This is a genomic window from Microseira sp. BLCC-F43, from assembly GCF_041929235.1.
In the GTDB taxonomy this organism is placed as follows: Bacteria; Cyanobacteriota; Cyanobacteriia; order Cyanobacteriales; family Aerosakkonemataceae; genus Microseira.
The window spans coordinates 1-23303 of sequence record NZ_JBHFNP010000352.1 but is presented as its reverse complement, the minus strand read 5'-3'; the positions used below and the strand labels follow the sequence as shown (position 1 = coordinate 23303).

At 45.9% G+C, this 23303-nt stretch carries 27 protein-coding genes; 16 read left to right on the top strand and 11 right to left on the bottom strand.

What is annotated here, in order from left to right:
* Positions 1–86: 86 nt before the first annotated feature.
* Positions 87–1082 (top strand): Uma2 family endonuclease, encoded by a 996-nt coding sequence (locus ACE1CM_RS46700; RefSeq protein WP_374886462.1) that lies wholly within the window; start codon positions 87–89, stop codon positions 1080–1082.
* 108 nt (positions 1083–1190) lie between these two features.
* On the opposite strand, the gene ACE1CM_RS46695 is transcribed toward ACE1CM_RS46700, so the two are convergent.
* Both ACE1CM_RS46695 and ACE1CM_RS46690 read right to left on the bottom strand, forming a co-directional pair.
* Complete coding sequence (locus ACE1CM_RS46695; protein ID WP_374886461.1) at positions 1191–1361, bottom strand: hypothetical protein; 171 nt, start codon at positions 1359–1361, stop codon at positions 1191–1193.
* Positions 1358–1705 (bottom strand): hypothetical protein, encoded by a 348-nt coding sequence (locus ACE1CM_RS46690; RefSeq protein ID WP_374886460.1) that lies wholly within the window; start codon positions 1703–1705, stop codon positions 1358–1360. The genes ACE1CM_RS46695 and ACE1CM_RS46690 overlap by 4 nt, the downstream gene beginning before the upstream one ends.
* A 189-nt stretch (positions 1706–1894) precedes the next feature.
* On the opposite strand from ACE1CM_RS46690, the gene ACE1CM_RS46685 reads away from it, so the two are divergent.
* The 8 genes from ACE1CM_RS46685 to ACE1CM_RS46650 all read left to right on the top strand — a co-directional run bounded on the left by ACE1CM_RS46685 (position 1895) and on the right by ACE1CM_RS46650 (position 5104).
* Entirely contained in the window at positions 1895–2029 is a 135-nt protein-coding gene (locus ACE1CM_RS46685) for a hypothetical protein (RefSeq protein ID WP_374886459.1), read from the top strand.
* Between the two features lie 69 nt (positions 2030–2098).
* Complete coding sequence (locus ACE1CM_RS46680; RefSeq protein WP_374886458.1) at positions 2099–2287, top strand: hypothetical protein; 189 nt, start codon at positions 2099–2101, stop codon at positions 2285–2287.
* Positions 2277–2462 carry a hypothetical protein gene (locus tag ACE1CM_RS46675; RefSeq protein WP_374886457.1) on the top strand — a complete coding sequence of 62 codons (186 nt, stop codon included), beginning with the start codon at positions 2277–2279 and terminating at the stop codon, positions 2460–2462. The genes ACE1CM_RS46680 and ACE1CM_RS46675 overlap by 11 nt, the downstream gene beginning before the upstream one ends.
* A gap of 223 nt (positions 2463–2685) precedes the next feature.
* Positions 2686–3012 (top strand): DUF433 domain-containing protein, encoded by a 327-nt coding sequence (locus tag ACE1CM_RS46670; protein ID WP_374886456.1) that lies wholly within the window; start codon positions 2686–2688, stop codon positions 3010–3012.
* Between the two features lie 3 nt (positions 3013–3015).
* The gene (locus tag ACE1CM_RS46665; protein ID WP_374886455.1) at positions 3016–3201 is read left to right on the top strand and encodes a DUF5615 family PIN-like protein; all 186 of its coding nucleotides are present in this window, start codon (positions 3016–3018) and stop codon (positions 3199–3201) included.
* Between the two features lie 286 nt (positions 3202–3487).
* Complete coding sequence (locus tag ACE1CM_RS46660) at positions 3488–4135, top strand: Uma2 family endonuclease (protein ID WP_374886454.1); 648 nt, start codon at positions 3488–3490, stop codon at positions 4133–4135.
* Positions 4136–4307: 172 nt separating this feature from the next.
* Entirely contained in the window at positions 4308–4679 is a 372-nt protein-coding gene (locus tag ACE1CM_RS46655; RefSeq protein WP_374886453.1) for a hypothetical protein, read from the top strand.
* Between the two features lie 5 nt (positions 4680–4684).
* Positions 4685–5104, top strand: a complete 420-nt coding sequence (locus ACE1CM_RS46650) for an HNH endonuclease (RefSeq protein WP_374886452.1) — start codon at positions 4685–4687, stop codon at positions 5102–5104.
* Positions 5105–5201: 97 nt separating this feature from the next.
* Here ACE1CM_RS46650 and ACE1CM_RS46645 read toward each other — a convergent pair whose 3' ends face one another.
* The 3 genes from ACE1CM_RS46645 to ACE1CM_RS46635 all read right to left on the bottom strand — a co-directional run bounded on the left by ACE1CM_RS46645 (position 5202) and on the right by ACE1CM_RS46635 (position 7603).
* Positions 5202–5777 (bottom strand): hypothetical protein, encoded by a 576-nt coding sequence (locus ACE1CM_RS46645; protein ID WP_374886451.1) that lies wholly within the window; start codon positions 5775–5777, stop codon positions 5202–5204.
* Between the two features lie 163 nt (positions 5778–5940).
* Positions 5941–7062, bottom strand: coding sequence for a non-hydrolyzing UDP-N-acetylglucosamine 2-epimerase (wecB, locus tag ACE1CM_RS46640; protein WP_374886450.1), 1122 nt, complete (start codon positions 7060–7062; stop codon positions 5941–5943).
* A gap of 160 nt (positions 7063–7222) precedes the next feature.
* Complete coding sequence (locus ACE1CM_RS46635; RefSeq protein ID WP_374886449.1) at positions 7223–7603, bottom strand: hypothetical protein; 381 nt, start codon at positions 7601–7603, stop codon at positions 7223–7225.
* A 1016-nt stretch (positions 7604–8619) separates the two neighbouring features.
* On the opposite strand from ACE1CM_RS46635, the gene ACE1CM_RS46630 reads away from it, so the two are divergent.
* Together ACE1CM_RS46630 and ACE1CM_RS46625 are read left to right on the top strand one after the other, a co-directional pair.
* The gene (locus ACE1CM_RS46630; protein ID WP_374886509.1) at positions 8620–9852 is read left to right on the top strand and encodes a type IV pilus twitching motility protein PilT; all 1233 of its coding nucleotides are present in this window, start codon (positions 8620–8622) and stop codon (positions 9850–9852) included.
* A gap of 583 nt (positions 9853–10435) precedes the next feature.
* Complete coding sequence (locus tag ACE1CM_RS46625) at positions 10436–11185, top strand: circadian clock KaiB family protein (RefSeq protein ID WP_374886448.1); 750 nt, start codon at positions 10436–10438, stop codon at positions 11183–11185.
* Positions 11186–11441: 256 nt separating this feature from the next.
* Here the strand turns inward: ACE1CM_RS46625 and ACE1CM_RS46620 are convergent, their stop codons facing one another.
* The 4 genes from ACE1CM_RS46620 to ACE1CM_RS46605 form a co-directional block, all read right to left on the bottom strand.
* Positions 11442–11897 (bottom strand): SET domain-containing protein, encoded by a 456-nt coding sequence (locus tag ACE1CM_RS46620; RefSeq protein WP_374886447.1) that lies wholly within the window; start codon positions 11895–11897, stop codon positions 11442–11444.
* Between the two features lie 18 nt (positions 11898–11915).
* Positions 11916–12890, bottom strand: coding sequence for a DMT family transporter (locus ACE1CM_RS46615; RefSeq protein ID WP_374886446.1), 975 nt, complete (start codon positions 12888–12890; stop codon positions 11916–11918).
* A gap of 133 nt (positions 12891–13023) precedes the next feature.
* On the bottom strand, positions 13024–13383 hold the full coding sequence (locus ACE1CM_RS46610) for a hypothetical protein (RefSeq protein ID WP_374886445.1): 360 nt from the start codon (positions 13381–13383) through the stop codon (positions 13024–13026).
* 21 nt (positions 13384–13404) lie between these two features.
* Complete coding sequence (locus ACE1CM_RS46605; RefSeq protein ID WP_374886444.1) at positions 13405–15096, bottom strand: hypothetical protein; 1692 nt, start codon at positions 15094–15096, stop codon at positions 13405–13407.
* A gap of 7 nt (positions 15097–15103) precedes the next feature.
* On the opposite strand from ACE1CM_RS46605, the gene ACE1CM_RS46600 reads away from it, so the two are divergent.
* The 5 genes from ACE1CM_RS46600 to ACE1CM_RS46580 all read left to right on the top strand — a co-directional run bounded on the left by ACE1CM_RS46600 (position 15104) and on the right by ACE1CM_RS46580 (position 22623).
* A complete protein-coding gene (locus ACE1CM_RS46600) occupies positions 15104–15337 on the top strand; it encodes a hypothetical protein (RefSeq protein WP_374886443.1) in 234 nt (77 codons plus the stop codon).
* A 540-nt stretch (positions 15338–15877) separates the two neighbouring features.
* Positions 15878–18130 (top strand): photosystem I core protein PsaA, encoded by a 2253-nt coding sequence (gene psaA / locus ACE1CM_RS46595; protein ID WP_374886442.1) that lies wholly within the window; start codon positions 15878–15880, stop codon positions 18128–18130.
* Between the two features lie 24 nt (positions 18131–18154).
* Positions 18155–20383: a photosystem I core protein PsaB gene (psaB, locus tag ACE1CM_RS46590; RefSeq protein WP_374886441.1), complete on the top strand. Its 2229-nt coding sequence runs from the start codon at positions 18155–18157 to the stop codon at positions 20381–20383.
* A 115-nt stretch (positions 20384–20498) separates the two neighbouring features.
* Positions 20499–21845, top strand: coding sequence for a ParA family protein (locus ACE1CM_RS46585; RefSeq protein ID WP_374886440.1), 1347 nt, complete (start codon positions 20499–20501; stop codon positions 21843–21845).
* A gap of 1 nt (position 21846) precedes the next feature.
* Positions 21847–22623 carry a hypothetical protein gene (locus tag ACE1CM_RS46580; protein WP_374886439.1) on the top strand — a complete coding sequence of 259 codons (777 nt, stop codon included), beginning with the start codon at positions 21847–21849 and terminating at the stop codon, positions 22621–22623.
* A 155-nt stretch (positions 22624–22778) separates the two neighbouring features.
* Here ACE1CM_RS46580 and ACE1CM_RS46575 read toward each other — a convergent pair whose 3' ends face one another.
* Positions 22779–22991, bottom strand: coding sequence for a helix-turn-helix domain-containing protein (locus ACE1CM_RS46575; protein ID WP_374886438.1), 213 nt, complete (start codon positions 22989–22991; stop codon positions 22779–22781).
* Positions 22978–23166 (bottom strand): hypothetical protein, encoded by a 189-nt coding sequence (locus ACE1CM_RS46570; RefSeq protein WP_374886437.1) that lies wholly within the window; start codon positions 23164–23166, stop codon positions 22978–22980. Before ACE1CM_RS46570 ends, ACE1CM_RS46575 begins: the two co-directional genes overlap by 14 nt.
* Positions 23167–23303: the final 137 nt, after the last annotated feature.

Here is a 23303-nt window from a genome sequence, read left to right as displayed (position 1 = left end):
GAAAAAGTAGGAAAATGTCGGTTAAATAGGAAAAAGTAGGAAAATGTTAGATTATAATAAGTAAAATTACTAAATTTACTCGACCGATGAACATTGAACAAGTCTTAAAACTAGCCGACCGCTTAGTTTTTGCAAAGACTGGAAACCATCTGGACGATCTGCAACAAGCTATTGTGCGGGGAGTTTGTCAAGGTCAGAGGTACTCGGAAATAGCGCGGGAATTTGGTTGTACTCCGGGTCACGTTAGGGATGTTGGCTCCCAATTGTGGAAGACAATATCAGATGTATTAGGGGAAAATGTTAGTAAGAACAATTTTCGAGCCACAATGGAGAGGCTTCGATTCTCTAATATCTCAAATTTTGGTAAAGGTTTTGTCCAAATTGGTAAAGTCAGCGTCTGTGCAGATAGTTTTCAATCTGCACAACGTGAAAAACAAGCATCTAAAAAAGATAAAATAACAACAGATACTGGGGTTGCAGCAAGTTGGGATGAATTTATCCAAATTATTGAAAACCCCGCATACCAAAAAGCTAAAGGCTACTATTACAACGGAAAAATGAAGATTGAAACCATGCCAGTTGGGTGCGATCGCGCCAGCCAGCATGGAATAATGACATTTGCTATCAATCTATTCTGTACCCTCAAAAGCATTCCTCATCGGGGACTGGTTAACTGTAGCTATCGACAAACGGGTGTGCTAGAAGCTCAGCCAGATACATCTTATTATTTAGGTGAAAAAGTTCAATCAGCACCTACGGGTAGTTCTATTGTCGAACTCGCTCAATCCTCACCGCCTAATTTAGCGATTGAAATTGTCGATACTACTTTAGCCGATGATAAAGGTGAGAAACGGTTACTATATGAAGAACTAAAAGTAGATGAGTATTGGGTAGTAGATGTACAAAAAGCCGAAATTGTGGCATTTGAAATTTTAGCCGATGGTGGAAGTCGGCGGATTTATCAATCTCAGATAATACCGGGGTTAACTTTCTCTTTATTAGAAGAAGCATTAGAACGCAGCCGACAGCCAGATCAGTCACAAGTAGGAAACTGGTTATTAACCCAATTTCAGCAAGTGTAGAAATAGAGAGAAAGCGATATGCCTACGGCACACTATGCGATCGCTATTAATTTTAGAGGCAAGCAATCGCAGTTGATTTTTCGGGTATGCGATCGCTTCTCCTAACTCCTACTTCATTTCTTGTTTTTTCCCTACAGCTTCCCTGCGATCGCGCAAACGTTTTTTATATTTCTTTACAAACCTATCTGCTAAATTACTAAATTTTTTGGCTTTTTCTTCAAGCAGTCTGCCCATTTCCACCAATTCATCCAGTTCTTTGTCATTCGGCAACTGTTTCATGACAAGTTCTCCAAGCGAGCAATAACTTGGCTCAATTGTAACTTAATTTCTAGGGTGACGCCTAGTAAAGTACCTAAATCTTCCCCCGCATCTTGAATGAGATTGGCAGGCACATCCGCTGGCGAAATTTCCTCAGCCATAATCTGAATTTCTCTTTTATAGGTTTCTACCAAGGAACTAACATTATTCAAATATGTAAAAAACTGAGCGAGTCTAGGATTCTCAGGAAATTGAGATAGTGCCGTTCTGGTTAGGTTGAGTCCCCTAGCTGCTTCTTGCTCAATCTGGGTTAATTCTTGGTTCAGTCGGTCAATAAGAGCTAAGATTTCCGAAGGAATTGTCATATTTGTAAAATTTAGGCGGAAATATGCAGGCTCACCTCAGTCAACATATCATTTGATCGACCACTTGCTTAAATTAGCGCGATCGCTATTCATTTTAGAGGCTAGATCGCAGCTGATTTTTCAGGTATGCGATCGCGCTATAAGGATAATGTGCCAGAATAGAAAAAATTGTGTTATCTCTTTTCATCTATGAGTACCCAAATCACTATCACCTTGCCTGATGAAGTCTATCATCAAGTTGAACGACTGGCACAACTAACCAGCCGCGATATTGCTGATGTACTGAGTGATGCAATTAAACTTTCAATCCCAGAATTAGGCTGACAAACTGAACTAATTGAATCCGGATCTCGACTCTCTGACGATCGAGTAATTGCTCTGACACAGTTGCAATTGGAACCAGAGCAGGATAAACGTCTAAGCAATCTGTTAAATAGGCAACAAGAGGGAATTATAACTGAAGCCGAACAGATAGAATTGTCAAGCTTAATGCAGATTTATCAAGAAGGACTGCTGCGGAAAGCTACTGCGCTCAAAGAAGCAGTTCAGCGCGGACTCATGGAGCCTTTGAATGAGTTATAGTCATATTTCCGAAGAAGTTAAAACGCGAGTTCGGACACAAGCTAGAAACCAATGTGGTTACTGTCTCAGTCTCCAGAAATATGTATTGGGTTTGAAAGAACAGCGATCGCGTAGTGTATTTTTTAGGTATGCGATCGCTCTGTGCAACCAACGTGCTAGATGTAAAAAATTATGAGATTGCTACCTACCTATTTCAGCAGCTTGATAAAATAAAAAAAGAGCGATCGCCCCCTTTTAACTCTTTAACCTCAATCACCTAAAAATTACCAGAAAAAATGGGTTGTTAGCCTTCCTCTTTTAAGGGTAAAGGAAAAATTAATTTTCCTCGCTCACAATCCTATAAGCTTTAGGGAGAGGTAACTGTCAACTGTCAACTGTCAACTGTCAACTGTTGAAACATGACTATCCAAGAATTAGAAATCCAGCTACTAGCCTTAACTCCTGCCGAGAAAGCCGAACTAATCCAAATATTATCACGTAGCCTTAACAAAAATTGGCGTGGAATTACCAAAACTCCAGGAGTTTGTGGTGGCGATGCTTGTATCGAAGGTACTCGTATTCCCGTTTGGGTACTCGTGGGTTATCGTCGCTTAGGCGTCAGCGAATCAGAACTTTTGTATAACTATCCCACTCTATCTGCCGCAGACCTAGTGAATGCTTGGGTTTATGCTGAAGCGCACTCTGAAGAAATCGACACAGCAATCCGAGAAAACGAGGAAGATTAACCCGTGGCAGCTTTATACGCAGATGAACAATTTCCTCGAAGAGTTGTGGAAATACTAAGAGATTTAGGGCATGATGTAATCACAGTTCAAGAAGCAGGAAACGCTGGACTTCCTGATGAAGAAGTACTAGCTTTTGCAACGACCCAAAATCGAGCCGTTTTAACTCTGAATCGGCGTCATTTTATCTGATTACATCAATTACAACCAAACGATCCTGGTATTATAGTTTGTTCGCGAGATGATGACTGGAATAGACAAGCAGCAAGAATTAATCAAGCGATTTCCTTACTTGAAACACTTACAGGGATGCTGATTCGAGTTAATAGACCTTCAAACTAAAGGCGATCGCGTAGCTAGCCCTTGGCATATCGCATTTGATTTTAACAGAGTAGCGCTCGCCTAAGTCAGATATAATTAAATAAAACCTGCAAGCTCTGAGGTGGAAATAAGATTGTAAAGTATTAGAGGTTTAATCATGATTGCAATCAAAGACAAACTAACAACAGATACCTGGGTGACAGCGACTTGGAATGAATTTATCCAGATCGCGGAAGACCCCGCCTATCAAAAAGCTAGGTGCTACTACCACAACGGACAAATGAGGATTGAAACAATGGCAGTAGGGCCTGACAATGCAAACGATAATGGAATCATTTACTTAGCGGTAAATCTATTTTGTGCCTTCAAAGGCATTCCTCATCGAGGACTGGTAAATTGTAGCTATCGTAAAACAGGCGTGCGGGAATCTCAACCCGATATATCTTATTACTTAAGAGAGAGAGTTCAATCAGCACCTACAGGAAGTTCCGTTGTCGATCTCGATCAATTCTTACCGCCTAATTTAGCAAGTGAAATTGCTGATACTACTTTATCCGATGATAAAGGTGAGAAGCGGTTATTGTATGAAGAATTAAAAGTGGATGAATATTGGATAGTAGATGTCCAAAAAGCCAAAGTTTTGGCATTTGAAATCTTAGCCGATGGTGGAAGTCGGCGGATTTATCAATCTCAGGCATTACCAGAGTTAGCTATCTCTGTATTAGAAGAAGCATTAGAACGTAGCAGACAACCAGATCAGTCACAAGTAGCAACGTGGTTAGTAAGCCAATTTCAGCAAGTGTAGAAATAGAGAGAAAGCGATATGCCGACCGCACGCTACCCGGTCACGAAGTGTGGCGTCAGCCGTATCGCTATTCATTTTAGAGGCTAGCGATGCAGTGTATGTTTCAGGTAGGCGATCGCTCTATAAAGCTAATGTGCCAGAATAGAAAAAATTGTGCGATCTCTTTTCACCTATGAGTACCCCAATCACCCTGAATCTGCCAGATGAAGTCTATCAACAAGCAGAAAGACTTGCACAGCTACAACACCGCAGTGTAGCTGAAATTTTAGCAGAAACGATTGAACTTTTACTGTTACCAACTACAAAACCAGTATCCGCACTGTCTGACTCAGAAGTAATTGCCCTAACGCAACTGAGGCTACCACCCATTCAAGAACAAAGATTGACTGAATTATTAGACCTGCAACAATCCGGTACAATTGCATTAACAGAACGTGACGAATTGCAGGCACTCATCCACATTTATGAAGATAGACTTCTGCGACAAGCTCAAGCATTAAATGAGGCGGTACGGCGCGGCTTACTCGAACCATTAAAAGGATAACATCAATGACAATTTCTGATGAAGTCCGTGCTAGAGTCCGGGTACAAGCTCAAAACCGCTGCGGTTATTGTCGCAGTTGGCAACAGTACATTCTGGGCATATTAGAAATTGAGCATATCATTCCCAAGGCAAGAGGTGGAACTGACGATGAAGAAAATCTTTGGCTTGCTTGTAGTCTGTGTAATAACTACAAAGGAACCCAAACCGATGCCTTAGATCCCGTTACAAACACTCGCGTTAAGTTATTTAATCCGCGCACTCAACAATGGTTGCAACATTTTACCTGGAGTGAAGACGGCACAGAAATTATGGGATTGACAGACTGCGGTCGTGCAACGGTCATAGCTTTAAAATTAAACAATAAAATTGCTGTAACAGTTAGGGGTCAGTGGGTAAATGCTGGCTGGCATCCACCAGAAGAATAACGCAGATTAAAGTGCGATCGCTCTCCCTTCCCTCTCTTCCTTGGCGTTCTTGGCGTCTTGGCGGTTCAATAAAGCGATCGCACTCGCAACACCAACTCTAATCAGGAAAAGCAAACCCAGTACGCGGATCGCGGATAAATAAACCGAGAACTACCGAATCCATCACAGTATCCCACACAGGCGTAACCCGCTCAGCATCATCTACCCAAAAGTCAAAAGTAATCAGACATTGAACATTAGAACCCAACCCAATACAAATACGAGAATAAGCTTCCCGGTGTTCTTTAGGGTCAATAAACTTGAACTGAGTCCAGACTAAACGGGCAGTTTGGCGCTTTAATCGAATAATTTCCCCCTTCTCAATCGCATCTCGGCTATCTTCTTCAACCACCTTCCTTAATAGAGGCACCAGAGGAAAATCTGCCCAATCCCCAGGCGGAAGTAAATTAAACGAAGCCTCCAAACAACAATCATCATCGGGTGGCTTTTTATCCAGAAACCGGAACGACTTCTCCTGCGGTTCAAAATACCAATCTGCGGGGACATCAAACCGCAACGCACCTCGCCCAGCCACAAAAATCTTAGTACCCGGTTGTGACTTCCAATTATGATCTTCTTTTAGCTCAAGAGTTTGCTTAACCCATTGGAGATTGTGCTTTTTGCGCTTAGACATAGCCACTCCAGAATTGATAACATTCAAGCCTGCGAAGGCAGGCTTTGTATAACTTCTAATAATTTAACCGCGAAGACACGAAGAACGCGAACAGAAGAAAGCGACACTCTCTCCCCACTCTTCCCTCTGCGTCCTCTGCGTCTCTGCGGTTCAATCAATCTTCTCATCCCCCCCTCAAACAATAATCCTCCACAATCTTTAAAATCCGTTCCGCCGCATGACCATCCCCAAACGGATTAACCGCCGTCGCCATAGATTGATAAACAACTTCATTAGTCAACAACTGGGTCGCCGCAGCCAAAATCCCGCCAGGAGTAGTACCAATCAGCTTAGCAGTACCCGCCTCAACCGCCTCCGGACGTTCGGTATTTTCCCGCAACACCAAAACAGGTTTCCCCAAACTGGGTGCTTCCTCCTGCAACCCACCCGAATCCGTTAACAATAAATAACAACGCCCAATCGCACCCACCAATTCCCCATAATCCAAAGGTTCAGTTAAAAAAGCTCTAGGATGATTCCCCAATATCTCCTGTAGCGGTTCTCGCACCGTAGGATTGCGATGCAGAGGTAACAACAACGCCGTATCGGGAAACTTATCTAAAATCTGTAAAAATCCCTTCCCAATATCTCGCAGCGGTTCACCCCAGTTTTCCCGTCTGTGAACCGTAGATAGCATCACCCGATACTTCTGCCAATCTAAACCAGGAACGTTACATTCTGGCTGACGTTGCGCCACCGCTAACAAAGCATCGATCACCGTATTACCAGTTTGGTGAATTTCCCCCAAGATACCAGAACGTTTCAGGTGTTCTACAGAACGGGATGTAGGGGCAAAGTGCAACTGTGCCAGCTGGGAAATCAGCCGCCGGTTTGCTTCTTCGGGATAAGGATTATATATATTATCCGTCCTTAGCCCTGCTTCTACATGTCCTACAGGAATTTTTTGGTAAAAAGCCGCTAGCGTTGCTGCAAACGCCGTCGTCGTATCTCCCTGCACCAACACGACTTGAGGCTGCAATTGCTTAAATAATCTTTCTAAACCTTGCAAACTTTTACAAGTAATATCCGTCAGCGTTTGTTTTTGCTGCATGATCTCCAAATCGTAATCCGCGCTTAACTCGAACAGTTGCATCACTTGATCGACCATTTCGCGATGCTGTCCGGTTAAAACCACTTGCGTGTCAAAGCTGCGCCAACTCTTGAACTGTTGAATCACCGGCGCTAGTTTAATCGCTTCCGGACGAGTTCCCAAAATAATGCAAACCTTGAAAGGAGACTGCAACATTTAACCCCAGGGCATAGCCAGTTGTCAGCCTGATGTTAATTTTTCCACATCCTACTGTCAAGAGCAAAAAATTTATTGTGAAAAAACCCGGCTTTTGCCGGGTCAGTAAATCCGTTGCAACAATGCTAGATAGGCTTACAAAAGATACCTCCCTACTAGATTACGCAGACGGATGGATATCGCAGGTTAAAGGACAAGCAGCGTACACTGACTTATGTACGGGGTTCTCCTGACCGTACATCCAACGCAACCAACTGACTTGGTTTGGATGAACGCCTTTAGCAGAGAGCATTGCCGCACCTGCCATCACCGCTAAAAGATTCGCTCCTATTAAAGCACCTGCCACTAGCAAAACGGCACTGACCGGCATTACAGATTGCAACACTATCGACAATAAAGACCCGAAGATCACCATCAGGATCACGATGGGGAACCCTACGACCAGCAGGCACACTGACAGAGCGAAAGTCCAAATCAAAAAGCTCTTGATCGCTGCGAAGGAATAAGTATGTGTTAAGGTCTGGCTGTTGGATAATGCCATTTTAATCTCTCCTTGGGTTAAGTCCAGAATTAAAGTTGTGCAGAATACTGTATGTTCATCCCCGCTTCGGGATCGCGTGGTTTTTAGTATATATAAACTTTTCATGAAGATGAGCATAATTTTTAATAAACTTTACACTTGCTGGCTTACTATCGCTCTTTATCAAGCCCCATAAGCCTTTCAGCCTTTTTCCACTTTTATCATCAAATAGTCAAATAGTAAATAATTATCCTGCATCTATCTAAGGATATATTTTTTGCACGAGGCGCATGAGAATTTAGAGACGAATGGGGAAAACCGGCATCAGATGTTTTTATAAATATAACCTATGCTTGAGCCAAAAAAATTTCTTAAAGCTTATAAAAAGTTCTTGGTTAAAGAAAAAATTTTCGCCTACCAGTCGCCCATCGGGACAGATGGGAGATCAGAACTTATCTCGCTTGTCTTGCTTAGGCGATTGCTTAAAGCCAATGATTCCAGGACTTTCGCCAAGAAACTAAGGTGATACGAAAAATCGTGGGTTTGGGAACCAGAGATTAACGAAGAAACCAGGTTTCTTTTCTCTTCTTGCGTAAGTCCTGTATTCGTAACCTTCCCTGACGTCATCCAGGCGTGGAGCCGCTCGGTTGGATTAAGCTATTGCACAAACAACGATTAAATAAATTTCCGATGTTCTATCTGAACTGATGCTCGACACCAATTTATGGGAAAACTGAAGTTAGCAAAATACCAGCCAGTTCGCTGTACCCCGAAAGATAGAAAATCCCCAAGTCTAGTAAAGAAATAAATCTATGACAGATTCACAGCGTCCACCCATATCGCCCCCACCTGGTTATCGTAGCGTTCCGCCCGTACCGCCGCCCCCACCTCGCCCCACCCCCGATGGGGCTGCTAACCTCAATCAGCAGCCAACGGATCGCACTGTAACCATGCCCATGGGACAGCCGACTCCAGGAGCCACCCCCCCGCCGCCCCCACCGCCGGGAATACCTCGGAATCCGAATCCAACCAACACGATGGGTGTACCGCCCACAATGCCCCGGACTCCAGGGGCAGCCGCACCCCCACCCACATCACCGCCGCCCGCACAAACAGCCCCTGCTGCCGCTGTTAAACAAGCTTCTCCACCCCCAGCCGCAGCGCCCGCAGCCGCTCCAGCAACACCTAAAACTACAGGTCTTCCACCAGGGCAACCGACTCTAGAGACAATTGTAAAAAAAGCCTTTGAGCAGGGATATTCAGACATTCACCTGGGTGTAGCAGAACCACCCCGCTTCCGCCATCGGGGGGACATTATTGGCACAGAATGGCCCGTAACTGACGAAGCTACGTTTTCCAGCTGGCTGCGGGAAGTGTTGACCGATGACGAAATTCGTCGCTTTCAAGACCACTTAGACTTTGACGGTGCGACGCAATACGACTTCGCCCGCGTGCGGATTAACATCTTTGGCTCGCTGCGCGGTCCAGCAATGGTGATGCGGCTGATTCCGGTCAAAATTTTGACAATGGAGCAGTTAAACTTACCCGCAATCTTCAAAGATATTTGCCACTATCACAAGGGACTGATTTTGGTGACCGGACCAACGGGTTCTGGTAAATCCACCACAATGGCGGCGATGATCGACTATATCAATAAAGAGATGGCGAAGCACATCATCACCATTGAAGACCCGATTGAATTCGTCCATCAAAGCCGCAAGTCGCTGATTAAGCAACGGGAAGTCGGGATGCATACCCTCAAGTTTGACAACGCTCTCAAAGCTGCCTTGCGGGAAGACCCAGATTTGATTCTGGTGGGTGAAATGCGGGATAAAGAAACCGTCAACACCGCCCTCAAAGCAGCGCAAACGGGTCACTTAGTAATGGGAACGCTGCACACGAACAGCGCCGTCAAAACCATCGAGCGGATTCTCAACCTTTACTCGGCGGAAGAACAGCATTCAATGCGAGTTGCCTTGTCCGAATCCTTGGTAGCAGTAATTGCCCAAGGATTGTGCAAAACAACCGATGGTAAGCGTGCAGCTTTCCACGACATTCTGATCAATACTGATTCTGTCAAAGAATATATCAAAGAGGGTCAGTACGATGAAATTACGCTGATCATGAACCGCTCTGAATTCGACGGCATGACTACGATGAATAAATCTCTGCTCAAGCTGTATCAAGACGGTCGCATCACCGAAGAAATTGCCTTGGAAATGTCCCCGACTCCGAACGAGATGGCTCAGTTCCTCCGAGGTCGCGTATAATTATCTATCTTGTCAGCAAATAGCCCCAGGTATCTCGCCTGGGGTTATTTTATCGAAAAAACAACTCAGGACTTACCCACGACGATGCCATCACCTTTGTTTCTGAGTATATCTCTAGTTGACAAATCCACGATTTTTCCGAGAAACCCGGTTTCTGAGTCGATCTCTAGCTGACAAATCCACGATTTTTCCGAGAAACCTGGTTTCTGAGTCTATCTCTAGCTGACAAATCGACTATTTTTCCGAGAAACCTGGTTTCTGAGTCTATCTCTAGCTGACAAATCGACTATTTTTCCGAGAAACCTGGTTTCTTTGCCTAAATCCTACTGATATTATGTTTGGTTCATTGGTAACGCAGTTGCGGGGCGGGTTTATTTATACTTTGCTTGTTGTAGGGGCGGGTTTAACGAAATATCTCGTGGTTCCACGGATTGATTGGTAAAACCCACGCCTACAGTATCAAAAACACTTGCACTACCTTTGCTTAATGACATGATATGACTTGGGCAAGTTTATAACAATTGTCGATTTATTGATATGGATGTTTAGTCAAACTTACTCGTACACAACTAACAACTGACTAATGACTACTGACAAAGAACAATTTTTCAAAGGTATTGCGCTGTTCACCCCAGGGGGAGATTTAATTTACTGCATTGACCCCAACAAGCAAAATCGATGGCATCTGCATTTGTGTGCGGCGTTGCAGGAAATTTTATCTCTACCAGAGCCACCCCATTTTTTAGTACCCTGCTACACGGCTACGATCGATCGCTCGTTAAATCCTCGCACGCAGCAAGTGCAGATTTTTGCGGAAGCTTACCCACCTGTTCTGCGTCATCAAGCGCTGCTGAACGCTATTTTTCAAATGCGGGATTTGGTCTGGCAAACTGCTCCTTGGCAAGAGGAACATTGCGATCCTATGGTGTTGGGAACTTATCGCGAGGACTTCCCGCAATTGTGGGAAGAACACGACTTGGTAGTGCAATTTGAAAAAAACGGTTTTTACCCGCGTTGGGAACCAGAACAATACTCGCACCTGCCTGAAATGCCCGAAACTCCTGGATATGTGCTGCGCCTTTTTGTTTCTGGTTACAATGCGGCTACCGAGCGAATTCTTCAGAATTTGCACCAGCTTTTGGAACAGTCGCTCCATCAACCTTATACTTTGAAAGTGATTGATGTTTTAAAGCATCCGGAGCAAGCAGAAGCTGCTCAGGTATCTGCTACACCCACGATTGTCAAAATTTGGCCTCGACCTGTACGAAAGATAGTGGGTGAAATCGATGATGTAGAAAAAATTCTACGTTTGTTAATTCTTCCGGATGCTTGAAAGGACTAAAGTCCTTACTACGAACGTTTACTTTAGTCCCGAGCGCTTGCCTCAGAATTTGAGCTTGTTGTCACATTGGTAATTGGTAATTGGTAATTGCTAATTCGATTCATTGGGGGTGGAATCGTGACAATTACCAATTACCCATTACCCATTACCAGCGTCGTTGGATGTAACTAGCAACTTACGTTAGTAGCTAAAGTCAACCCCATGCCAGAGCCATACCTCCATCTCCAACCTGAAACTGGGTGCAGTTTTAAACTGCGGTTACCTTTAGGTAATCGGCGATAAACTCACCGTACTTTTTCTTGACTTCGGCAGGGAGAAATTTGAATCCACGAGGCTTTAATCGACATTGAGGCGATCCACAATAACATCTTGGAATGTCAATGAAAGAATACTCGGTTGTTTCGTAGTCCCATGTAATCTCGCTGCCTACAGGAATATCAACCAAGGCTACGAAATCGTAGCCTCCGAATTGGTTATTCCGCACCCCCGTGTTGGGGCTACAAGAATGATTGATCAATTCTGCCGGTTGATCTAATTCTACATGCAGGTCAAAGTCCATCTGGAAGGAGTAAATAGTTCTTTCTGGCAGGATCTTGACTCGGTGTCCAACCACCACAGTCTCACCTTTACGGAAGAATCTGCCAGCGAAAACGCCTCTGCCTTTCTCGGTTTGTTGTATGAAAATATCGCTGCCCATGTCCATTTTTTTTCCTAGTACAGATTACGAATCTAATTCCAATTCCACAAGGTTAGGGGTCACAAGGGTCGCTGGAACATTAATTGACTCAATATCAGCCGATAACAGTTCTGCAATAGCCGACCCATTAACTTGTACGTCGCTAGGCTGCTCAGTCCCCTGAAAGCCTTGACTTAGTACAAGAGCAGCCAGAACAAAACCTGCGCCAAGTAGTCCTCGTATACCTAGCTGTTCACCCAGTAGCCAAAACGAGAAGATTACGGAGAATATAGGATCAATTGTGTAGAGTAAAGCAGTTTCATTTGCTGAAACCCAACGTTGTGCTAAAGTTTGCAGCCAGATGATGGCAGCAGTTGCTACCAGTGCCAGATAGAGAATTGGTCCCCATTGCTGGTTAATTGCATCAAACTCTGTCATGATTCGCGAGTTAGACCACAATGCTCCCAGTCCCGCAATACATAACAGTTGGACACTGGTGAGTGATAAAGCAGGGTGATTTAGTGTGACTTTCTCCAAGAATAGAGTATAGAGTGCATAAAAAACAGTACCACCCAACATTAACAGGTCGCCAACTCCCAGTCCTCCTCCTTCCCAAAACATTACGCCAATCCCGAGCGCTGCTAATCCAGCAGACAGAAACGTTCTCAGTAATATGCGTTGACCATTTAACCACCCCAGCAAAGGCACGAGCAGTGCACTTAGACTCACAATGAATACGGCTCGATTTACCGGTATGGTCTTAAGGGCAATTGTTTCGGTCGTCAAATAGAGGAACAGCAAAAGTCCCAGAATCGCACCATCGCGAAGCAGCAGTATATTTAGATTTCGTAAATTCCTAGCAAAAAAAAACGCCGCTATTACAAAACGCGTAGCTATCAATACACTTGGTGAAAGACTACTAACGATGTCTTTGGTCAGTGGATAAGTCGTAGCCGCTACCAAATTAATCAAGATCAGGAGGATTATTCCTCTCACATGCAAAGCCTTGTCGGTTTTCATCAGTTACGCCGCCTATTCTTGGACTTTCCTCACTTGCATTTATCCCCCCTAATTTTATCCAAAATTCTCTGGTTTAGTAAGCCGATTAGCAGTATTCCAGAAGCGGAATATCCTGTTGGTAATTAATGTATCCTTAGCCAAGTAGATAGGATTGACGCAGATGCCTGATTAGCTCACGTTTAACTTTACTTTGTATGCGATTACCTCGTTCACAATGCTCTAAATTCATGTCCTCATTATATAACTTTACAGTATATTCTTCAACCAGCCAAACCTTTGGATATTGCCATTCATTACCAGAACTTTTAAAGCTATCTTGCCAGCAAAACTTAACCTCCTCTACATAATCATCAAGCCGGGTTTCTTGCCCTTCTGGCTTGAGAATAAATCCAGCAGAAACAAAGGTGATGCCCTCGACGTGCGTAAGTCTTGACTTCTTTACTTTAGCGGCAGTTTGAGGGGGAGTGCGATCGCCCTCCAGCAGGGTGAGCATTGCCCACCCTACCCGATTCAATCAACTCTCTGTTAGAACACCCGTCGTTTTTTCAGGTGTCTGAGTTTCTGATGGTTCTGGCGTTGTTGGTGCTTCTGCTTCTTTCCCTGGTGCAGATGGTTCTGTTGATTCACTGAAAACCTTCAACTCTGATTCTGGTGTTGCTTGTTTCCCTGGTGCAGATGGTTCTGTTGATTCACTGGGAAGCTTCAACTCTAATTCTGGTGTTGCTTCTGGTTCTGGCTGAGTTGTCTCCTCTGTATCGACAGGGGTATTAGTTTCGCTCGTTTGGTCAGTTGCCTGTTTTTCTTCTACAGGAGTAGTTGGTTCTAAAGACGGCTGAGGAGAAATAGAAGGCTTGACTTCTGGCAAAGTTTCTGGTATTGAAGGCTCGGCTTTAGCTGCTGCCGGTGCAGGTGTTGGTGTAACAATTACTTCCGGTAGCGTTGGCGTCAAACTGGGCGAAGGTGAAGGCATAACAGCAGGTTGACGCCGGAAGAAATTAAAGAATCCGCCGAATTTTGGTTTTTGCACCTGTTTGGGTTCTGTTGCCAGCGGTGCGGGTGAGGGAGTGGCTTCCGCAGCACCTGGACGGGGGAAGCGACTGTAAAATCCATCCGATTTAGGCTCTTCTATTTTTTTAGAAGCAGTTGGCTCTGTTTCAGATGGTTTGCTTGGCTCAACTTGAGGCGGTTCCTCTTTTTCTATTGGTTTAGAAGCAGTTGGCTCAACTTGAGGCAGTTTCTCTTGAGGTGGTTGAACTGCGGGTGTTTGTTCAACGGTAGGCGCAGGTGACGGGACTGCGACGGGGGTTGGTGTCGGTGTAGGCGTTTGTGTTGCAGCTGGTGCTGGAGTTGGGGTTGCGCTTGGGGTTGGAGTTGGTGTCGGTGTGGGTGTTTCTGTTGCACCTGTTGCTGGAGTTGGAGTCGGTGTGGGTGTTGCCTCTGGAGTTGGAGTAGGCGCTGGTTCTTTGGCAACGTAGCCAGGATCGACTATGCCACGAGCATCATCAGCTGACAATTCGCCCCGTACTAGCTGAGAAAGAGTATCTTTGCCTTCTGGGTTATAGTTAATGACGCGAATCGTGTTGTTGAAGGCATTTTTGATCGGGTTACCCTGTTCGTCGAGTAACTCTAGCTGTACCCAGTTCTTTCCTGACTTAAAGCCTTTGAGATAAATTGGCTGCCATTGGTCGAGGGTGAAGCTTTCGCCGTTAATCGTGCAGCGAATTCGCACTTGACCAATACCGGGATTTTCTTGGGCTGCGAGGTGCGGCTGGTTGGTAAGGTAGAAGTCGAGCATGATTGGCTCGGCTCCATAGCTCGCTTGAGGACTGCTGTAGGTCAACAGCGGCAAGGTTGGGTTGGGATTATTTTCATCGGTTTTGCTGAAAATGTGAAATGTGGTTTGGGCATAAGCTGCCTCGTTTTTGAAGCTTTCGTACCAGGGACGGGAAGCAAAAACGCGCAGGGTATGGGTGCCGGGGGGTAAATCTTCCAACACCAGTGGTTCCGAAGCGTTATAAACTGCCTGGTAAGGTTGATTGTCTAAGAAGACGTGGAGATGCGGCCCCAAACCTAGATCTGCGTTTTTGAAGATGGGCAGATCTTGAACCTGAAATTGGACGGTGACAGTATTATCTTGCAGCACCTCGTCGGGTTGAGGACTCAGTATTTTGACTTGTGGCTGGTATTTATCCAGTTCCTGACGCAATTGTTGAATGACTGCGGGGGGCGAAGCTTCGGATATCTTCGGTTGGACTTTCGCCGGTACAGATTTGGGCACCTCGGGTGGTGGGGGTGTGGAAGTGCGCGAACTACACCCAAACGCGCCCCATATCAGAACGATTGCCATTATCGATGTTAGTAGCGATCGCCAAAGCTTCCGCCGCCAGTTTATATCAATCACGCTGCTAGTACTCCTAAACGACCAATATCGAACCACAGCCCTGTAGAGTCTGGTTTAGCTGCCAACAAAATTGATGCGGTAAGCGGCAATAATCAGCACCTACCCACCCTGTTGCCGTCATTTATTCAGTGAATCTGCCTCGATCTAACCCGCTCTACAAGCTGTCCATAGCAGACTATAGCCCAAAAGGCTCAACCTTCCTCACCTTTATCTGGTAACCCAAGAGCGATCGCCCAACTCGACAAAATGTGAAGATTAATTTTATTCAATCATTGAGTTTTGTAAACTCAATCAAAAACCCCCTTGACTTTTTCGCCATGACATCCAACTAAAAGCCAGAACAGGCTTACGGTTGAGCTTCTTTGAATTATTGTTAACTTCCGTGAAACATATTGGAAGGCTAGACCTATAATTCATCAACAGAAACCTTTGCCAGCAATGTAACAGAGGGTAACAATTTGCTAAATTCTGTAACCACCGTTATATTGCCTAATAAGGCGGAGGGTTTCGATCAACAACCCCCAACAACCCGACCTTGACGGGTTCACTCTCGATCCTTGTAAAGCTAGAGAGAGGAGAGTCTTGCATGACGATTAGTCCTCCAGAGCGTGAGGCAAAGGCAAGGGTAGTCGTCGATAAAGATCCGGTACCTACTTCATTTGAAAAGTGGGGACAACCAGGTCATTTCGACCGTACCCTGGCACGGGGACCCAAAACCACCACCTGGATTTGGAACCTGCACGCCAACGCCCATGATTTCGACAGTCATACCAGTGACCTAGAAGATGTATCGCGCAAAATCTTCAGCGCGCACTTCGGTCACCTCGCAGTTATTTTCGTTTGGCTTAGCGGCATGTATTTTCATGGCGCTAAATTCTCCAACTACGAAGCTTGGCTAGCCGACCCGACTGGGATTAAACCCAGTGCCCAGGTTGTTTGGCCTATCGTAGGTCAAGAAATTCTCAACGCCGATGTCGGCGGCGGGTTCCACGGGATTGAGATCACTTCGGGTCTGTTCTATCTGTGGCGCGCCTCCGGCTTCACCAACAGCTACCAGCTATATTGCACCGCTATCGGTGGGTTGGTAATGGCAGCTTTGATGCTGTTTGCTGGCTGGTTCCACTACCACAAGCGCGCTCCCAAACTGGAATGGTTCCAGAATGTGGAGTCGATGATGAATCACCACCTGTCAGTATTGCTGGGTTGTGGTTCCCTGGGTTGGGCCGGTCACCAAATTCACGTATCTCTGCCAATCAACAAACTGCTGGATGCTGGCGTAGCACCCAAGGATATCCCCCTGCCTCACGAGTTCATTTTGGACCCAAGCAAGATGGCAGAGTTGTATCCCAGCTTCGCCCAAGGGTTGACGCCTTTCTTCACCTTGAACTGGGGAGTTTATTCTGACTTCCTCACCTTCAAGGGCGGCTTGAACCCGGTAACTGGCAGCTTGTGGTTGTCGGATACGGCACATCACCACTTAGCGATCGCTGTCCTGTTCATCATCGCCGGTCACATGTACCGGACGAACTGGGGCATCGGTCACAGCATGAAGGAAATTCTAGAGAACCACAAAGGCCCCTTCACCGGAGAAGGTCACAAAGGTCTCTACGAAATCCTCACCACTTCTTGGCACGCTCAACTGGCTATTAACTTAGCCATGCTGGGTTCGCTGACCATCATCGTTGCCCATCACATGTATGCGATGCCTCCTTATCCATACATGGCGACGGACTACGCCACCCAACTATCCCTGTTCACCCACCACATGTGGATCGGCGGCTTCTGTATCGTTGGCGGTGCAGCTCACGGCGCGATCTTCATGGTGCGCGACTACGATCCGGCGCAGAACGTCAACAACCTGCTCGATCGGGTGATTCGTCACCGGGATGCGATTATTTCCCACCTCAACTGGGTATGTATTTTCCTGGGCTTCCACAGCTTCGGTTTATACGTCCACAACGACACAATGCGTGCCTGGGGTCGTCCCCAAGACATGTTCTCGGATACGGCAATTCAGCTACAACCCGTATTCGCCCAGTGGGTACAAAATATCCACACCCTGGCTCCCGGCAATACAGCGCCCAACGCGCTGGCTACGGTTAGCCATGCCTTCGGCGGTGACATTGTCGCAGTCGGCGGTAAAGTGGCGATGATGCCGATTGCGTTAGGAACGGCGGACTTTATGGTTCACCACATCCACGCTTTCACCATCCACGTCACGGCATTAATTCTCCTCAAAGGCGTGCTGTTTGCTCGCAGTTCTCGCCTCATCCCTGACAAAGCTAATCTGGGCTTCCGCTTCCCCTGCGACGGTCCGGGACGGGGCGGCACCTGCCAGGTTTCTGGTTGGGACCACGTCTTCCTGGGTCTGTTCTGGATGTACAACTCCCTATCTATTGTGATTTTCCACTTCAGCTGGAAGATGCAATCGGATGTGTGGGGAACCGTTCTACCCGATGGTACGGTGTCTCACGTGACCGGCGGTAATTTCGCCGCAGGTGCCATCACAATTAATGGATGGCTGCGGGACTTCCTGTGGGCGCAAGCTTCTCAGGTAATCAACTCCTACGGCTCAGCGCTGTCAGCTTATGGCCTGATGTTCCTGGGAGCGCACTTCGTGTGGGCGTTTAGCTTGATGTTCTTGTTCAGCGGTCGCGGCTACTGGCAAGAATTAATCGAATCCATCGTCTGGGCGCACAACAAGTTAAAAGTGGCGCCTGCAATCCAACCTCGCGCTCTGAGCATCATTCAGGGACGTGCGGTGGGTGTAGCTCACTACCTCTTGGGAGGAATTGCCACAACCTGGGCATTCTTCCTGGCTCGGTCACTTTCTTTATAAGGGCGAGGAGGATTTAGTAAGACTATGGCAACCAAATTCCCCAAGTTTAGTCAAGACCTCGCTCAAGACCCGACTACTCGTCGGATTTGGTACGGGATTGCTACGGCTCACGACTTTGAAAGCCATGATGGCATGACGGAGGAAAATCTTTACCAAAAGATCTTCGCCTCCCACTTCGGTCACATCGCCATCATCTTTCTGTGGGCTTCGGGCAACCTGTTCCACGTGGCTTGGCAAGGTAACTTTGAACAGTGGATCAAAGATCCCCTAAACGTCCGTCCCATTGCTCACGCGATTTGGGACCCCCAATTCGGTCAACCAGCTGTGGATGCGTTTACCCAATCTACTGCTGCTTATCCGGTGAACATTTCTTACTCGGGTCTGTATCAGTGGTGGTACACCATCGGGATGCGGACGAGTAACGACCTTTACCAAGGTTCGATATTCCTCCTGATTCTGGCAGCAGTAATGCTGTTTGCTGGCTGGCTCCACTTGCAACCCAAGTTCCGTCCTTCCTTGTCTTGGTTCAAGAGTGCTGAACCCCGCCTCAACCACCACTTAGCTGGTTTGTTCGGCGTCAGTTCCTTGGCTTGGACGGGTCACCTGGTTCACGTTGCTATCCCCGAATCTCGCGGTCAGCACGTGGGTTGGGATAACTTCTTGTCCACCATGCCTCACCCAGCTGGTTTGGCTCCTTTCTTTACCGGCAACTGGGGCGTTTACGCTGAGAATCCGGATACCACCGCTCACCTGTTCGGCACGGCTGACGGTGCAGGAACGGCAATTCTGACGTTCTTGGGTGGCTTCCATCCCCAAACGCAATCGCTGTGGTTGACCGATATGGCTCACCACCACCTGGCGATCGCAGTCATCTTCATCATCGCCGGTCACATGTACCGCACCAACTTCGGCATCGGTCACAGCATTAAAGAAATGCTGAACTCGAAGTCGGGTTTGATCGGTGGCAAGAGCGAAGGGCAATTCAACCTGCCTCACCAAGGTCTGTACGACACGCTTAACAACTCGCTGCACTTCCAGCTGGCTCTGGCTCTAGCTAGCTTAGGCGTCATCACTTCCTTGGTCGCTCAACACATGTACTCGCTGCCACCCTACGCTTTCTTGGCGCAGGATTATACCACACAGGCGGCACTTTATACCCACCACCAGTACATCGCTGGTTTCCTGATGGTCGGTGCTTTCGCCCACGGAGCAATCTTCTTGGTGCGGGACTACGATGCAGAAGCTAACAAAGGCAACGTATTGGATCGGGTACTGCAACATAAAGAAGCCATCATTTCTCACCTGTCTTGGGTGTCCTTGTTCTTGGGCTTCCACACCCTGGGTCTGTACGTCCACAACGACGTAGTAGTTGCTTTCGGTACTCCTGAAAAGCAAATCCTGATCGAGCCGGTGTTTGCCCAGTTCATTCAGGCTTCCCACGGTAAGGTGCTGTACGGCTTCAACACCCTGCTGTCTAACCCAGATAGCATTGCCACCACCGCATGGCCCAACAGCGGTAACGTTTGGTTACCCGGTTGGTTGGATGCAATCAATGCTGGTACTAACTCGCTGTTCTTAACAATTGGTCCTGGCGATTTCCTGGTACACCATGCGATCGCGCTAGGTCTGCACACCACCACCCTGATCCTGGTCAAGGGTGCGTTGGATGCGCGCGGATCGAAGCTGATGCCCGATAAAAAGGACTTCGGCTATGCCTTCCCTTGCGATGGCCCAGGTCGTGGCGGTACTTGCGACATCTCCGCTTGGGATGCCTTCTACCTCTCGATGTTCTGGATGCTCAACACGATTGGTTGGCTCACCTTCTACTGGCACTGGAAGCATCTGTGTGTATGGCAAGGTAACGTGGCTCAGTTCAATGAGTCCTCTACCTACCTCATGGGTTGGTTCCGGGATTACCTCTGGTTGAACTCCAGCCAATTGATCAACGGTTACAACCCCTACGGCACGAACAACCTGTCAGTCTGGGCTTGGATGTTCCTGTTGGGACACCTAGTTTGGGCGACTGGTTTCATGTTCCTGATTAGCTGGCGCGGTTACTGGCAAGAGTTAATCGAAACCTTGGTCTGGGCACACGAGCGCACTCCTCTGGCAAACCTGGTTCGCTGGAAGGACAAACCTGTTGCTCTGTCCATCGTTCAAGCGCGTGTGGTTGGTCTAGCTCACTTTACCGTTGGCTACTTCGTGACCTACGCTGCCTTCTTGATTGCCTCTACTGCTGGTAAGTTCGGTTGATGTAATCGGCTGAATCACCTCGTTTTAGGTAATTGAAAAAATCCCCCGCCAGTGGGCGGGGGATTTTTGATACAAAATCTGTAAAGGGAACTAGGGTAAATATTAAAACTTAGGTATGTCTCAAATATCTTCCCATTGGAATGATGAAGCTTATGTGTCTCTGCATTTAGTTCAAACAATGTTGGAGATGGCAGGTTTACCACGTAAAAGTGGTTATTCTCACTGGCATCCAGAGTTTAATATCAAAGTGCCTAAGTCAAACAAAAAAGGCGTTAATACAAAACACGTGGATTTTCTAGTGGAAGATTTCAGTAGGTATGTCAACTTTTTAATTGAGGTAAAGACAGCGAATACTCCGATTGATGAGAATGCTCGATTTCAATTAGATATGTACCTTCGACATTCACGTATAAGATTTGGGGTGTTAATAGACCCATTTTTAGTTGAAATATATGAATATATACAAGGAAAATCCAGGTTAAAGTGTAAGCATCATATAGTATATCCAGAAAAAGTTCAACCGATATCATATTTTTTGATAAAATTTTTGGAATCAGTGAAAATGCGAACAATTGCAGTTTACACCTCTAAGGGAGGAGTTGGTAAAACCACTTTAGTTGTAAATATTGCCTATGAGTTATCCAGGCAGGGGAAAAGAGTTTTGGTGATAGACTTAGACGATCAAGCTAATGCTAGCTTATCTTTGGGAGTTAACTATGCAGATGAATTTGACAATGCTTCCAGTTTAGAACAATATGAAAAAATTTTGGAATCTTTTACAAATAGGAAAGAGCTGGTAGAATTTTTACGGAACTGCGATCTAGATACTTTCGACTATAAGGAATACATAAAACCGAGTCCGTTTAATACACGTTTTGATATAGCTGGCTATGGAGGTAAGATTGATGTCTTACCTAGCAGTGATAAAACTAATGATACGGCGATCGCAGATTTAACATATCCCCAAAATAGGCTTAACAGGGCACTACAGAAATCAGGTATGGCAAATGACTACGATTATGTAATTATTGATACACCAGCAAGTTCTACCAATATTGCACGTAATGGATTGTTTGCTGCTAAATATCTAATAATTCCATCACAGATGGAGTACCTCTCAGTCAATGGTATTAAAACTCCCATAAGACGAGCGCAAGATATTCGAGAAGAGGTTAGTAGTGAGCGGGGAACCATTCTTGGCATTGTTCCTATGATGACTCAAAAAAGGTCGAATTTGAATAACATTGTCAGAGAATTAGTAGAGAAAAGATTTAGAGAAATTCCAATTTTGCCAACAATTGAACGGTCAGAATATGTTGGTAAAGCTTCCCTGAAGCGACAACCCCTCTCTGTATACGCAGAAAGCTGTCGAGACGCTGGCAAAGTGGCTAGGCAGTTTTCAGAATTAACCGAAAAGTTAGTAGAAAAAATTGATGCAATAGAAAGGGTTGTGGCAAGATAAGATGGTTAGTTTTTACCGTGGAATTGAAACGAAACCTTACCTGGTGGCTTTAAACCAGATAGAAGTATTTGCACAAGATTCTGGGACTTCAAAAGATACCCTGGCAAATGTTTCTAGTCACTTGAAGGATTGGGGATTTAACTTCTCTATCCCAATTGCTTGTCTCACTGATGAAGAAGAAAAATACCATCTGTTAACGGGATTGCCAATTTACCAAGCTGCGATTGCAGCAGATCTAGAACGACTTTGGATATTTATTATTGCCGCTGAAAAATCAGTAGCAGAGAAGGCTATTGCTCAAATAATTTTACAATCAAAGCTAAATGAAATTGTAATTGATCCTCAAGACGTTAGGGAATTTATAGAGATCCTCAACAATAAGAGATACGATCTAACTTTAATCCCAGGAATCAAATCTGGATATGCCAAGCTAATTGCAGAACATCGTCCTTACACTTCACTCGAAGATATCCAAAAGAAACTTGGCGTCAAGCGTTCTTTGAACTGGCTGAAATCATACAAGCAAACCAAGATTTACCCACAGGACATTACAGAACAGGATGTCAAAGAGTTCATAGAATTTCTCAACAATACCAATTCGGATCTTACTTCAATCCCAGGAATAAAGTCTGGATACGCCAAGCTAATTAGGGCTAGGCGTTCTTACAAATCCCTAGAAGATCTAAAAAATAAGCTAGGTCCTAAACGCTGTTTAAATTGGCTGAGAGCTTATAAAAAAATAAAAGAAAATGCCACAATTACAGATGTGAGTACGTAGAGCTAGTTCCTTTCCAACAGTAAAAATACAGCGATTGCCGTTGCGGAAATTTTTGCTTAAAAGGGACCGCCTGTTTTTAGACCGATCTAAGAGAGCGATCGCGCGTCAGAAACTCTAGTCAAGCGCGATCGCACGCGCTTACCGTAGGCATTTACCTACTCTTCCACTATCTCCACCAAGTCCTCAATCATCACATCAAACGTGCGAGCTAGCTTTTTTAGCGAAATAAAGTCAACCGTGGACATTCCCGGACAGCGCGCATAGTGTTTAACAGTGTTGTAAACCACCCCGGAGCGTTCGGCAACTTCCTTAAATGTCCAGCCCTTCTCTGCCGCTAGTTCTCTGACTTTTACTCTAACTAACCCCATGCTTGACAGAAGGTGGTATAACACCGTAAACTAATTCATAACCCAAAAGCGATCGCCCCCCAGTCTCGCAAACAAAAGGGCGATCGCCAAAATACCCCAAAAAATGGGAGACAGATATTATGGTATCAAGTCCAGCACAGGGATCGCAAATTGCAGGCAAAGAGCGATCGATCATAAGACCTCGCGGTATGCGGGAAACTCAGTCACTCTAGTGCTGGTCGGTGTGCGACACGAGTGGTTTTAACCACCGTGGTCTTTGTGTTAAAATTAAATTGTAAGTAGGAATAACTATCTACGTGTTGAAGCATCCTA

Excerpts from the sequence above, each read along its gene's own strand:
- ACE1CM_RS46635 (WP_374886449.1), bottom strand. The coding sequence starts at position 7,603 with ATGGCATTATCCAACAGCCAGACCTTAACACATACTTATTCCTTCGCA.
- ACE1CM_RS46630 (WP_374886509.1), top strand. The coding sequence starts at position 8,620 with ATGGGTGTACCGCCCACAATGCCCCGGACTCCAGGGGCAGCCGCACCC.
- ACE1CM_RS46660 (WP_374886454.1), top strand. The coding sequence starts at position 3,488 with ATGATTGCAATCAAAGACAAACTAACAACAGATACCTGGGTGACAGCG.
- ACE1CM_RS46625 (WP_374886448.1), top strand. The coding sequence starts at position 10,436 with ATGACTACTGACAAAGAACAATTTTTCAAAGGTATTGCGCTGTTCACC.
- ACE1CM_RS46600 (WP_374886443.1), top strand. The coding sequence starts at position 15,104 with ATGACTGCGGGGGGCGAAGCTTCGGATATCTTCGGTTGGACTTTCGCC.
- ACE1CM_RS46575 (WP_374886438.1), bottom strand. The coding sequence starts at position 22,991 with ATGGGGTTAGTTAGAGTAAAAGTCAGAGAACTAGCGGCAGAGAAGGGC.
- ACE1CM_RS46690 (WP_374886460.1), bottom strand. The coding sequence starts at position 1,705 with ATGACAATTCCTTCGGAAATCTTAGCTCTTATTGACCGACTGAACCAA.
- wecB (WP_374886450.1), bottom strand. The coding sequence starts at position 7,062 with ATGTTGCAGTCTCCTTTCAAGGTTTGCATTATTTTGGGAACTCGTCCG.
- ACE1CM_RS46655 (WP_374886453.1), top strand. The coding sequence starts at position 4,308 with ATGAGTACCCCAATCACCCTGAATCTGCCAGATGAAGTCTATCAACAA.
- ACE1CM_RS46570 (WP_374886437.1), bottom strand. The coding sequence starts at position 23,166 with ATGATCGATCGCTCTTTGCCTGCAATTTGCGATCCCTGTGCTGGACTT.
- ACE1CM_RS46650 (WP_374886452.1), top strand. The coding sequence starts at position 4,685 with ATGACAATTTCTGATGAAGTCCGTGCTAGAGTCCGGGTACAAGCTCAA.
- ACE1CM_RS46580 (WP_374886439.1), top strand. The coding sequence starts at position 21,847 with ATGGTTAGTTTTTACCGTGGAATTGAAACGAAACCTTACCTGGTGGCT.
- ACE1CM_RS46610 (WP_374886445.1), bottom strand. The coding sequence starts at position 13,383 with ATGCTCACCCTGCTGGAGGGCGATCGCACTCCCCCTCAAACTGCCGCT.
- ACE1CM_RS46685 (WP_374886459.1), top strand. The coding sequence starts at position 1,895 with ATGAGTACCCAAATCACTATCACCTTGCCTGATGAAGTCTATCATCAA.
- ACE1CM_RS46675 (WP_374886457.1), top strand. The coding sequence starts at position 2,277 with ATGAGTTATAGTCATATTTCCGAAGAAGTTAAAACGCGAGTTCGGACA.
- ACE1CM_RS46585 (WP_374886440.1), top strand. The coding sequence starts at position 20,499 with ATGTCTCAAATATCTTCCCATTGGAATGATGAAGCTTATGTGTCTCTG.
- ACE1CM_RS46620 (WP_374886447.1), bottom strand. The coding sequence starts at position 11,897 with ATGGACATGGGCAGCGATATTTTCATACAACAAACCGAGAAAGGCAGA.
- psaB (WP_374886441.1), top strand. The coding sequence starts at position 18,155 with ATGGCAACCAAATTCCCCAAGTTTAGTCAAGACCTCGCTCAAGACCCG.
- ACE1CM_RS46615 (WP_374886446.1), bottom strand. The coding sequence starts at position 12,890 with ATGAAAACCGACAAGGCTTTGCATGTGAGAGGAATAATCCTCCTGATC.
- ACE1CM_RS46645 (WP_374886451.1), bottom strand. The coding sequence starts at position 5,777 with ATGTCTAAGCGCAAAAAGCACAATCTCCAATGGGTTAAGCAAACTCTT.
- ACE1CM_RS46695 (WP_374886461.1), bottom strand. The coding sequence starts at position 1,361 with ATGAAACAGTTGCCGAATGACAAAGAACTGGATGAATTGGTGGAAATG.
- ACE1CM_RS46670 (WP_374886456.1), top strand. The coding sequence starts at position 2,686 with ATGACTATCCAAGAATTAGAAATCCAGCTACTAGCCTTAACTCCTGCC.
- psaA (WP_374886442.1), top strand. The coding sequence starts at position 15,878 with ATGACGATTAGTCCTCCAGAGCGTGAGGCAAAGGCAAGGGTAGTCGTC.
- ACE1CM_RS46700 (WP_374886462.1), top strand. The coding sequence starts at position 87 with ATGAACATTGAACAAGTCTTAAAACTAGCCGACCGCTTAGTTTTTGCA.